We start from the raw sequence: 11,815 nt of genomic DNA, 5'->3' as shown, positions 1-11,815 counted from the left end.
TCCCGCGCTCACTCATCCGGAAGGTCTGCCAGAAGGTCTGCAATGGAGCTGATACGCGGTATCCACAATCTGCGCAGGCAGCAACGGGGCTGTGTTGCCACCATCGGCAACTTCGATGGCGTGCATCTTGGGCACCAGATGATTCTGCGCCGGGTGCAGCAGGAGGCGCAGGCGCGAGGGCTGACCAGCACGGTGATGCTGTTCGAGCCCCAGCCGGCCGAGTTCTTTTACCCGGCGCAGGCACCTGCACGGCTGATGTCGCTGCGCGACAAGCTGTGCACCCTGGCGGCGATGGGTGTGGATCAGGTGTTCTGTGCGCGCTTTGATGCGCGCTTGAGCAGCCAGCTGGCGGCGGATTTCGTGCGCGACCTGCTGGTGGATGGCCTTAACGTGCAGCACCTTGTGATCGGCGACGACTTCCGCTTCGGCAGCGGCCGCGAGGGCGATTTCGATTACCTGCAACAGGCGGGTGCCGAGTATGGCTTCGGGGTAGAGGATTCGCCCACATGCGAGTATCAAGGTGAGCGTGTGTCCAGCACCCGTGTGCGGGCCGCGCTTGCCGCAGGCAATCTGACACAAGCGGAGGCGCTCCTGGGCCGGCCCTATCGCATCAGCGGCCGTGTGCATCACGGCGACAAGCTGGGGCGCACCATTGATGTGCCCACCGCCAATCTGCCCTTGCGGCAATTGCATGTGCCATTGGGTGGCGTGTTCGCGGTGACGGTGAATGGTGCCGGGCTGGTGAACCATCCGGCGGTGGCCAATATGGGCTGCCGGCCGACGGTAGCGGGCCGAAACTGGCGCCTGGAAGTGCATCTGCTGGATTTTGCCGGCGACCTTTATGGCCGCCACATAGAAGTATCGCTGCGGCATTTTCTTCGGCCGGAGCAGAAGTTCGATGGCCTGGAGGCGCTGCGCACAGCGATCCACGGCGACATCGCTCAGGCGCGGCAATGGTTCGCTGCCCGAGCAGAAACAGACCACGTTGACGAATAACGTCCGAGAGATGACATGACTGATTACAAGGCCACACTGAACCTGCCCGATACGCCGTTTCCGATGAAGGCCGGGCTGGCCCAGCGTGAACCGCAGCAAGTGGCCGCCTGGCAACAAAGCAATCTGTATCAGGCCATCCGCGAACGCTTTGCCGGCCGGCCGAAATTCGTGCTGCACGACGGCCCTCCTTATGCCAACGGCAGCATTCATATCGGCCACGCGCTGAACAAGATCATCAAGGACATGATCGTCAAATCGCAGACGCTGAACGGCTTTGATTCACCTTATGTGCCGGGCTGGGACTGCCACGGCCTGCCGATCGAGCACAAGGTGGAGCAGAAAGTGGGCAAAGCGGGGCAAAAGGTCGACGCCCGCACCTTCCGCGAAGAGTGCCGCCGCTACGCAGCCAGCCAGGTCGATGGCCAGCGTGAGGAATTCATCCGCCTTGGCATCTTTGGTGACTGGGACAACCCCTACCTGACGATGGATTACGCCTTCGAGGCGAATATCATTCGTGCGCTGGGCAAGATCGTTGATAACGGGCATTTGCAAAAAGGCTTCAAGCCGGTGCACTGGTGCCTGGATTGCGGCTCCGCACTGGCCGAGGCGGAAGTGGAATACCAGGACAAGCAATCGTATTCCATCGACGTAGCATTTCAGGTGGTGGATGCGGCCGATTTTGCCGAGCGCACCGGCGTACAGGCCGCGGCGCCAGCGGTAGCAATCTGGACGACCACGCCGTGGACACTGCCGGCCAACAAGGCGGTGGCGGTGCACCCGGAGCTGGATTATGTCGTCATCAGCGGCACCAGCGAGAACGGGCCGCGTGCGTTGATCGTGGCCGAGGCACTGGCGGAGGCCGTCGCCGAGCGCGCCGGGCTGGCGGATGTGGTGCATTCCAAACCGTTTGCCGGTGCGGTACTGGAGAACATGCGGCTGGCGCACCCGTTCTTGCCCGCACAAGTGCCGGTGATTCTTGGCGAGCACGTGACCACGGATGCCGGCACCGGCGCAGTGCACACCGCTCCCGGCCACGGGCAGGATGACTTTGTCGTGGGCCAGCGCTACGGCCTGGAAACCGATAGCCCATTGCTGGATTCCGGGCTGTTTGTCGACAGCACGCCCGTCGTCGGTGGCCAGCATGTCAACAAAGCCAACGAGCCGGTCATCGAGGCGTTGAAAGCAAACGGCAACCTGATCGCGCTGGCAAAAATTACCCATAGCTACCCGCATTGCTGGCGGCACAAGACAGCGCTGATCTTTCGCGCCACGCCGCAATGGTTTGTCAGCATGAACAGGGCCGGCTTGCAGGGCCTGGCCAACAAAGCAGTGGACGACGTGCGCTGGGTGCCCGAATGGGGCAAGGCGCGCATCGAAGGTATGCTCAAGGATCGGCCGGACTGGTGTATCTCGCGGCAGCGCACCTGGGGCGTGCCGATTGCGCTGTTCGTTGACCGTGAAACCAGCGAGCCGCACCCGGAAACGCCACGGTTGATCGAGGCAGTGGCAAAACGGGTCGAGCAGGAAGGTGTGGAAGCCTGGTTCTCGCTCGATTGCGATGCTTTCCTGGCTGAGCAGGGCCTGGCGGCCGATGCGGGCCGCTACCAGAAAGTCACCGACACGCTGGATGTGTGGTTCGATTCCGGCGTCACGCATTTTTGTGTATTGGAGCAACGGCCCGAGTTGCAGGTGCCGGCTGATGTATATCTGGAAGGCTCCGACCAGCATCGCGGCTGGTTCCAGTCCTCTTTACTGACCAGCCTGGCGATCCGCAATGCACCGCCTTACAAGACTGTGCTCACTCACGGCTTCACGGTAGACGAAGCCGGCCGCAAAATGTCGAAATCCCTGGGCAACGTGATAGCGCCGCAGGAAGTCACCTCCACGCTGGGCGCGGATATCCTGCGCCTGTGGGTAGCCGCCACGGATTATCGTGGCGAGATGAGTGTGTCGCACAATATTCTCAAGCAGATGGGCGATGCTTATCGCCGCATCCGTAACACAGCGCGCTTTCTGCTCGCCAACCTGAACGGCTTTGATCCCACCGAAAATGCCCTGCAACCGGACGACATGCTGGCGCTGGATCGCTGGGTGGTGGATCGTGCCGCCGAATTGCAGGAAGAAATCCGCACGCTGTTTGATGAATTCCAGTTTCATCAGGTGTATCAGCGCATCCACCATTTCTGTCTGGTCGATCTGGGTGGCTTCTATCTGGATATCATCAAGGACAGGCAGTACACCACGCAGGCCGAGTCGCGCGCCCGCCGCTCCTGCCAGACAGCGCTCTACCACATCAGCGAAGCACTGGTGCGCTGGATGGCGCCGATTCTCAGTTTCACCGCTGAGGAAATCTGGCAGCACCTGCCCGGCGAGCGTGACGTTTCTGTGTTCGTCGCCGAGTGGTACACCGGGCTGTTTCGCCTGCCGCAAGAGAGCGCCATGAACGCGCACTTCTGGCAGCAAGTGCAGCAAATCAAACAGGCCGTCAACAAGGCCATCGAAGATGCCCGCAACGACAAGGTCGTGCGCGCCAACCTGGCCGCTGATGCGGTGCTGTATGTGGATGAAGCCAAGCAGAAACTGCTGGAAGCACTGGGCGATGAATTGCGTTTCGTGACCATCACATCGACCGCCACCCTGGCGCCGCTCTCCGCCATGCCGGCCGAGCTGGCGCCTTCCGCCGTGCCGGGGCTGGGCGTGCAGATCACCGCCTCGCCACACAGCAAATGCGTGCGCTGCTGGCACCACCGTGAAGATATCGGCCAGCACGCCGCCCACCCGGAGCTGTGCGGCCGTTGCGTAGACAACATCGACGGAGCGGGTGAGGTGCGCCACTATGCCTGATGCCCTGAAAGCAGCAAGCCAGAGCCTGGACTGGCGGCGCCTGCACTGGCTGTGGATTGCACTGGCCGTGTTGCTGCTGGATCAATGGACAAAAGGGCTGGTGGCTGGCTCGTTGCGGCTTTATGAGCAAATCGAGCTGCTGCCGTTTTTCAATATTACCCTGGCCTATAACGAAGGCGCGGCGTTCAGTTTTCTGGCCGGTGCCGGCGGTTGGCAACGCTGGTTTTTCTCCATCGTCGCCGTGGTCGCCAGCGTGGTGATTCTCGTCTGGCTGCTACGCGGCCGCGACGGGCCTGTCGTGGCCACGGCACTATCGCTGATACTGGGCGGTGCGCTGGGCAATTTATGGGACCGCATTGTGCTGGGCCATGTGGTGGATTTTCTGGATTTCCACTGGGCCGGCTGGCACTTTCCGGCGTTCAATGTTGCCGACAGCGCCATCACCGTCGGCGCCGCGCTGATCATCATCGACATGCTGTTCGGAGGCCATCGCCATGACTGAGCCCCTGCGCGCCGGGCCGCAGCGCCGCATCACCCTGCATTTTGCCGTGCGGCTGATGGACGGCACCGAGATCGACAGCACCTTTGCCGGCGAACCGGCCAGCTTTTCCTGGGGCGACGAATCGCTGCTGCCCGGCTTCGAGCGGGCCATCCTCGGCCTGAAAGCCGGCGACCGCCGCAGTGTGGTGATCGAGGCCAGCCAGGGCTTCGGGCCGCGCAACGATGAAAATGTGCAGCACTTTCGCGCCGATCAGTTCGATGATGACACTGATTTGAGCCCCGGCGTGGTGATGCAGTTTGCCGATGCCAGCCAGGCAGAATTGCCCGGTGTCATCACCGCCGTGGAGGGCGACTGGGTCACGGTGGATTTCAACCACCCGCTGGCGGGCCGCGATCTCACCTTCGAGGTCGAAATCATCAACGTGGCCCTGGATGCGCCGGAGCAGCCCGTCACACTGCGTCACTGACTGCCCGCCGGGCGCGCAGGCGCTCACTCGCCTTCGCCGCGCCCGGCTCGCTGGTGAGTCGCCCGCGTGCGCCCGGCAGCGTACAATAGCCGTTCGCGGCCTTTCGCTATCGCAACCTCTGGTGAGCTGTATGGAAATCCGTCTGGCCAACCCGCGCGGCTTCTGCGCCGGGGTGGATCGCGCCATCGAGATCGTCAACCGTGCCCTGGAAACATTCGGGCCGCCGGTCTATGTGCGGCACGAAGTGGTGCACAACCGCTTTGTGGTGGAAGACCTGCGCGCACGCGGCGCGGTATTTGTCGAAGAACTGGACGAAGTGCCCGATGACGCCATCGTGATCTTCTCCGCCCACGGCGTTTCCCGCGCCGTGCAGAACGAAGCCGGCCGGCGTGAACTGAAAGTGTTCGATGCCACCTGCCCGCTGGTCACCAAGGTGCATATGGAAGTGATCCGCTACAGCCGCGAAGGGCGTGAAAGCGTGCTGATCGGCCATGCCGGCCACCCGGAAGTGGAAGGCACCATGGGCCAGTACGACCGCAGCCACGGCGGCGACATTTACCTGGTGGAGGACGAGCAGGATGTTGCCAACCTGCAAGTGCGCAACCCTGACAAACTGTCTTTCGTGACCCAGACCACGCTCTCCGTGGACGACACCGCTCGCGTGATCGACGCCCTGCGCGCGCGCTTCCCCACCATCCACGGCCCGCGCCGGGAAGATATCTGCTACGCCACCACCAACCGCCAGGATGCCGTGCGCCAGCTGGCGCTGGAATGCGACCTGGTGCTGGTCGTCGGCAGCCCCAACAGCTCCAACTCCAACCGCCTGCGCGAACTGGCCGAGCGCTGCGGTACCCCCGCCTACCTGATCGATGAGCCCGGCCAGATCGAGGCCGCCTGGCTTGATGGCAAACGCGCCGTAGGTGTCACCGCTGGCGCCAGCGCGCCTGAAGAGTTGGTGAAGCAAGTGGTCAGCCACTTGCAGGCGCTCGGTGGCCAGGTGCCGGTGGAGCTTGCGGGGCGTGAGGAGAATATCCGGTTTTCGATGCCGAAAGGGTTGCGTTGACACCAAAGGCTGTTCGCAATTCGTTTCTTACCGTCCGCCCCTGCCGTTCTGCCGCCCGTCTTCTGTCAGATTGCGCCCGCTTTGCCGCCCGTTAGGATGGCCTCTGGGTCACCAGAAGTGGGCGTCAACCATGGCGAAGCGTTTAACAGCGGTTGGGTGGGGCAGTGGGAGGAACGAGGCCGGCTTCGGATTGGTCGAAGTCATCGCTGTAGTTCTTATTACGGCAGTCGTCGCTGCTGTCGCAGTGCCATCATTTCGATCCATACGTATCAGTTCAGATGTTCGCTCTGTTTCATCTGACCTTGCTACTGCCATCACGCTCGCACGAACGCAGGCAGTAACGTTGAGAGTGGATGTGAAACTCTCGCCGCTCGATAACGACTGGTCCAAGGGCTGGCAAGTGATTTATGACTGGCCTGCGGGCGCTCCGGCGGTCGAAAGCGATGTAACTGTAGCAAAGTCTGGTTCGGTCACCATTACCGGTCCGGATAGCGATGTTCTGTTTCGCTCCAGCGGGATCATTAATAACGGAGCCATTTCCTTCGAATTGTGCCGTGCAGAGCAGGGCAGAGAAATTCAGGTTACTCCGCTCGGTCGGGTAAATGTGGAGGGGGGGGCATGCTGACCTCAAGCCCGAGGTATTCGCTCGCCAAACGAGACCAACAAGGTGTCGGGTTGATAGAGGTGTTGGTTGCGGTGCTGGTAATAGCTGTGGGTGTGCTCGGTTACGCTGCAATGCAGTTATTTGCCTTGCAGAGCGCTGAAGAGGCCTCTTACCGCACACACGCTGCCTTGATCGCGCGTGACGCTCTGGAGCGGCTCCTGCTTAACGCCGACCCTGATGCGTTGGCGGATTATTTTGATGCAGCGAATTGGCCCAGCGAGCCCGAAAGTTATGGTGGGGACTACCCGGATGGCTGCACCAATACGGCCTGCGATCCGCAGCAGTTAGCTGCGGCAGATATATCCCAGCTCGCCTGGGCAGCAGCCAATAGCTTGCCTGCCGGGATGGTTCAGGCCAGCGATGATTGTGGGGGGGTGCCTTCACCAAGCTGTGTAGTTGTAACCTGGATGGACATGACGCCAGAGGAGTGTCTGGCGGAATACCCCGATATTCCTGATGCCACGGACTATCACTGCGTTGTGCTGGAGGCACTGCGGCCATGATGCAAAACCAGCGCGGATTGACCTTGATCGAACTGATGATCGCCATGTTGCTGAGCGCACTGGTGATATTGGCGGCGACCCAGCTTTTTACTACCAATCAGCAATTATTCATGACACAGCAGATTGCTTCCCGGGTGATGGACGATGGGCAGCTGGTATTGCGCTTTATTGGCTCAGATATGCGGCAAGCCGGCTACAGTGGCGGGGCATTGCCGAGCTACTCTGGTGTGGTGTTTGGCGGCGCGGGGGGCAGTGATGATGGCGACCCCTCAGACCAGGTTGCGGTCCGGTTCAACGGCAATCAGGACTGCCAGGGTACGGTGAGCCCTACCTCTGTAACTATTACGAATCTCTACTTTGTTAACGGTAACGGGGAGCTGATGTGTGATGGGAGCCTGTCTGCAGATCCTGTCGCGCTTGTTGAGGGCGTGGAGGCTATGCGAGTCATGTACGGCTTGGATATGGCCGGCGATGGAGAAATTGGGCCGATCCGCTTCATGGACGCTACTGCCGCCCAAGGGGTATCACGCCCGGTTGTTGCAATCCGCTTGGCAATTCTCATGGCCGAGGAAAGCAATGCGTTGCCTGTTAACGAAGAGCGGACCTGGCATGTCCTGGATAGGGAAATAACCACTGGGAAAGACCAGGTATTGCGGCGGATCTTCACCAGTACATTCATGCTAAGGAGCATGGATTGGGAGCAGATATGAAAAGCATGAGAAGAAGGCCTGAAAAAGGCGTCGCACTTCTGATGGCATTGATAATCTTGCTGGTCGTAGCGGTGCTCGGTGCGGCTGCGTTACGTACTAGTTCGGTTTCTTCCCGTATTGCTCTAGGAACGCAGCTTGATGCAATGGTATTCGAAGCGGCTGAGTCTGCCATTGCAGAAGCCATGTTTTTTATCTCCGAGGCGAACAACTCGGATGCTTCCTTCGACGAGATCAAAGGACTCTTTGATGGTGAGACACTGGTTTGGTGTCTGCACAGTGACAGGGCGCGGACAACCTCGGCCTGCAATAATAATGCCACTATGGATAGCCGTGGTGCGTTACAGGGAGAGGCGCGTGCGCGAACAGTTGCCTTTTCCCCGGCTTCTGGCAATCAGGTCAGTATGTCGGGCGGCCCGGGAGCCATTATTGGTGACTTCCAGATTGCGATTCAGGGGAACGGTGATATGCCGGGATACGGGCTGGCTGACCGGCATGTGCAATACATATTACGCAGGGGAATGATACCTGTGCAGGAGATACAATAATGCGGAAGAACTTCTATTCAAGAGTTGGTTCTCTCTTCCTGTGCATGATGCTCCTCCCGGTTGCCGGGCTGGCTGATGATACAGAGATCTTTTTTTCGCGAGCGAAAGCGGATAACGAACAGAACGAGGCTGTCGCGAATGTTTTCATTATGCTCGATACTTCCGGCAGTATGCGCTTCTGTGCAAATGAGTTAGGCGGCGGGTCGGGTCATAACGCAACCTGGTGCAGCAACGCAGAGAACCGGCGTATTAATATCCTTCAAAATGCATTGCGTGATGTTCTGGAGAACACGCCAGATGGCGTCAGGATCGGCTTGGGGCGCTTTAATTACCGTGTTCCGGATATTACCAGAAGCAGTGGTGGCCAAGGCCAGATCGGCGGCAGGGTGCTGATACCGGTAACGGAAGTCAATGACGCAACCCGACCGGCATTCTCCAGAGAAATTGACCGGTTAAATGATGCAGGAGAGGCTTCATCCGGCCCTTATGCTGGCTCGCAGCCGGTTGGGGATACGCCCACGGGCCGTGCCTACGCCGAGGCGGCCCGATACATGATGGGCATGAGTCCGATGTATGGCACGAGCCAGAACGGGCAGCAGAACAGCATTTGTGTGGAAACGGCAACTCGAGAGGTGGGATGCCGGGATGTATTTGATGGTTGGGGCGAATGGGTGCCGATTGAAGGGGCCTGTAATCTCAACGATCCCTCTTGCAAGGTGGAGTATGTCGGTGACTGGCAGCCCATACCGGGTGCGTGTGACACCAGCCAAGAGACCTGTAGTGTCGATTTCGGTGATTGGGTCGCCATAGAGGGAACTTGCGATTTGAGCAACCCGGAAACCTGCAAGCGCGAGTTTGGTGCATGGAGTAATCCTACGACCGAAATTTGTGACGACTCCCTCCCTACCTGTGAGTACATTGGTTGGACAGAGTGGAGGGTGACTCGAGAGGGGGCGAATAATACGAATTGCCCTATAATTAACCAGCGACATTTCGAGCAGGTAAGAAGGGAGCATGAAGAATGTGTCGGTGGGATCCCATTCGGTTCGAGGTGCTTGTTTGGTGAATGGAGAAGAACTTGGACGTGTGAGGTTCGAGAAGGCCGCTTCCGGCAGCGAGTTGAACAGTTTTACGTAAGAGAAAACGCCTATTTTGTTCGTGATGAGCAATACTATCAGCGCGAAGCACAGTATCGGGAAGAATGTGATCTGGAGGAATACTGTGCGAAAGACGTTCCGATTATAAGCGATGGCAAGTATGTCTCGCCTATGAATATGCAAAACCAGTGTGAGAGTAACCATGTTATTCTTTTTACTGATGGTGCGCCGAGTGCCAATGACAAACCAGGTAATCAGGGTTTTGTGAACTGTGGTAACAGCGGTTCCTACTCCTGTCAGGAGCAGATTTCAAAGTATCTTTCCAAGAGCACTAACGCCAAGGGCCGAGAAGTAAAAACCTATAATATTGGCCTTTACATGGGCAATAACGAGTCCGCTATGCGAAAAGTTTCTACGGATGGCGTGGATGGAACGATAAACGCAGACGATAGCGAAGAGTTGATCAGGGCATTTGCCAATATTATTGATCTGATTTCAGAGAATTCCCGCACTTTTTCTTCTCCTGGTGTAGCGGTTAACCAGATGAATCGTCTGGAGCATCTTGATCAACTTTATTACGCCGTATTCGAGCCAAGAGAATCCAGCTATTGGGAAGGAAACATGAAGCGATATCGCTTGGTGAATAATGCGATTCGGGACGCTTTCAACCGCGATGCGGTAGACCCGACTACCGCGTTCTTCAAAGAGGAGTCACGCAGTTTCTGGTCTGACGAAGATGACGGGCCCGATGTTCGTAAGGGCGGGGCGCGTGCACAGTTGGAAGGACGTCGCTTATTTTATACAGATGCCAGTGGCAACATGCGAGAACTGGATTGGGAGAATGACAATAATCCTGTCCTGTATGGTCTCAGTGAAGACGCAAATGAGGCTGATCTGGAGCTGCTCAAATCACGCCTTGCGACGCTATGGGGTGATCCGTTACATAGCCAGCCGGTCTTGGTCAACTATGGGAACAATAGCGAGAACAACGTGGTTTTCCTGTCGGGCAACGATGGCATGTTGCATGCCATTGACTCTCGTAATGGTGAGGAATATTTTTCCTGGATGCCGCATGTCTTTATGAGCCAGGCTAATCGATTCACTATAAACCGCCCAGGGCTGACGGACGACAATATCCGGCAAATCTATGGCCTGGATGGTTCCTGGACATCTTGGCGGCGCCCGGGGGCGAGGCCGTCGTCTCCGCCGGCGGCCGTCTATCTTTATGGCGGAATGCGTCGCGGTGGAACCTCCTATTTTGGCTTGGATGTAACAAACCGTAATCGTCCAAAGATGCTGTGGCAGATTGATCGTGGCCAAGCGGGCTTTCAGCGCTTGGGGCAGACATGGTCTCAGCCCACACTTACCCAGGTAATGGTCGATGGATCACCAAAGCCGGTTCTGGTTTTTGGCGGTGGATATAGCCCGGAAGATCACGATCACCGGCAGGGCGATGCACGATCGAACAGTCAGGATGCGATGGGTAACATGGTCTACGTGGTCGATGCGTTGACGGGTACACTTTTATGGTCTGCGGGGAGCGCCGGTACCGGCAATAAACACACGACCGTCTCGGATATGCGGTGGGCGATACCCACCGATATTTCCGTTGTTGATTTAAATTTCGATGGGGTTGCCGATCATCTTTATTTCGGAGACTTGGGCGGACAGCTCTGGCGGGTTGATCTCAACGACGAAGATGTTACAGACTCTGCGGTTCATAAAATTGCTACATTGTCTGGTGGTGCCAGTGATGCTAACCGGCGCTTCTTTTATCCGCCTGCTGTCGCTTATGTGCAGGATGAACAAGGCAAAGCACATCTGTATATAACTATCGGCTCTGGTTATCGAGCTCACCCGCTCGACGAGTCGGTTGACGATTATTTCTTTGTTCTCCGGGATAGCACGGCTCCGCTGGGCGAAGCGCCAGCAACTCTGAGTTTTACGGACTTGATCACTGTTCCGGGCAACACAACACCAACCACGGCATCGACGGGTTGGAAGATAGCGCTGCCAGACGCGGGAGAGAAAGTGACGGCGGCTTCGACGGTATTTTCTAACCACGTTTTCTTCACGACATACCAGCCGGGTGGCGATCAGCTGGAAGAAAACCCCTGTGCTGTTCGGATGGGCACCACTTATCTTTATATAATGGATCTGGTGACGGGAAGTGCTGGTGCCTTCCCGGGAGTCGATATTGATTCTTCTACGAGGCGGGTAAAGTTGGAGCAAGATACCTTGGCGCCGACGCCTACTTGGCTAAGTGGAGGGGAAGACATGGCCCTTATTGTTGGCACCGAGGTGGTCGGCGGCGACTCTATCGGCGCGACAGGCATGCGTCGTGGTAGCTGGTACGCGCTGAAGCCGCAGGAAGCGGATCTTATCCCGCTTGCACCTGAGTGAGCGATGCAGAGAGAGGGCGGGC

10 protein-coding genes are annotated in these 11,815 nt (G+C 58.2%); all 10 read left to right on the top strand.

What is annotated here, in order from left to right; translation table 11 throughout:
- Nucleotides 1-42 precede the first annotated feature (42 nt).
- Nucleotides 43-996 (top strand): bifunctional riboflavin kinase/FAD synthetase, encoded by a 954-nt coding sequence (gene ribF, locus MU846_RS12380; RefSeq protein ID WP_246953194.1) that lies wholly within the window; start codon nucleotides 43-45, stop codon nucleotides 994-996.
- 15 nt (nucleotides 997-1,011) lie between these two features.
- Nucleotides 1,012-3,840, top strand: coding sequence for an isoleucine--tRNA ligase (ileS, locus tag MU846_RS12375; RefSeq protein WP_246953192.1), 2,829 nt, complete (start codon nucleotides 1,012-1,014; stop codon nucleotides 3,838-3,840).
- The gene (gene lspA, locus MU846_RS12370) at nucleotides 3,833-4,342 is read left to right on the top strand and encodes a signal peptidase II (protein WP_246953190.1); all 510 of its coding nucleotides are present in this window, start codon (nucleotides 3,833-3,835) and stop codon (nucleotides 4,340-4,342) included. The genes ileS and lspA overlap by 8 nt, the downstream gene beginning before the upstream one ends.
- Nucleotides 4,335-4,808 (top strand): FKBP-type peptidyl-prolyl cis-trans isomerase, encoded by a 474-nt coding sequence (locus MU846_RS12365; RefSeq protein ID WP_246953188.1) that lies wholly within the window; start codon nucleotides 4,335-4,337, stop codon nucleotides 4,806-4,808. The genes lspA and MU846_RS12365 overlap by 8 nt, the downstream gene beginning before the upstream one ends.
- 130 nt (nucleotides 4,809-4,938) lie before the next feature.
- Nucleotides 4,939-5,871, top strand: a complete 933-nt coding sequence (gene ispH, locus MU846_RS12360) for a 4-hydroxy-3-methylbut-2-enyl diphosphate reductase (RefSeq protein ID WP_246953186.1) — start codon at nucleotides 4,939-4,941, stop codon at nucleotides 5,869-5,871.
- 130 nt (nucleotides 5,872-6,001) lie between these two features.
- Nucleotides 6,002-6,496 (top strand): GspH/FimT family protein, encoded by a 495-nt coding sequence (locus MU846_RS12355; protein WP_246953184.1) that lies wholly within the window; start codon nucleotides 6,002-6,004, stop codon nucleotides 6,494-6,496.
- The gene (pilV, locus tag MU846_RS12350) at nucleotides 6,490-7,038 is read left to right on the top strand and encodes a type IV pilus modification protein PilV (RefSeq protein WP_246953182.1); all 549 of its coding nucleotides are present in this window, start codon (nucleotides 6,490-6,492) and stop codon (nucleotides 7,036-7,038) included. Before MU846_RS12355 ends, pilV begins: the two co-directional genes overlap by 7 nt.
- On the top strand, nucleotides 7,035-7,748 hold the full coding sequence (locus MU846_RS12345) for a PilW family protein (protein WP_246953179.1): 714 nt from the start codon (nucleotides 7,035-7,037) through the stop codon (nucleotides 7,746-7,748). Before pilV ends, MU846_RS12345 begins: the two co-directional genes overlap by 4 nt.
- Nucleotides 7,745-8,293 (top strand): PilX N-terminal domain-containing pilus assembly protein, encoded by a 549-nt coding sequence (locus MU846_RS12340; RefSeq protein WP_246953177.1) that lies wholly within the window; start codon nucleotides 7,745-7,747, stop codon nucleotides 8,291-8,293. Before MU846_RS12345 ends, MU846_RS12340 begins: the two co-directional genes overlap by 4 nt.
- Nucleotides 8,293-11,793 carry a PilC/PilY family type IV pilus protein gene (locus MU846_RS12335; protein ID WP_246953175.1) on the top strand — a complete coding sequence of 1,167 codons (3,501 nt, stop codon included), beginning with the start codon at nucleotides 8,293-8,295 and terminating at the stop codon, nucleotides 11,791-11,793. The genes MU846_RS12340 and MU846_RS12335 overlap by 1 nt, the downstream gene beginning before the upstream one ends.
- The last annotated feature ends 22 nt before the right edge of the window (nucleotides 11,794-11,815 follow it).

It is taken from the genome of Alcanivorax quisquiliarum, assembly GCF_023051175.1.
Taxonomy (GTDB): Bacteria; Pseudomonadota; Gammaproteobacteria; order Pseudomonadales; family Alcanivoracaceae; genus Isoalcanivorax; species Isoalcanivorax quisquiliarum.
Note: the sequence above shows the minus strand (reverse complement) of the source record. Positions and strands in the feature narration are given on the sequence as shown.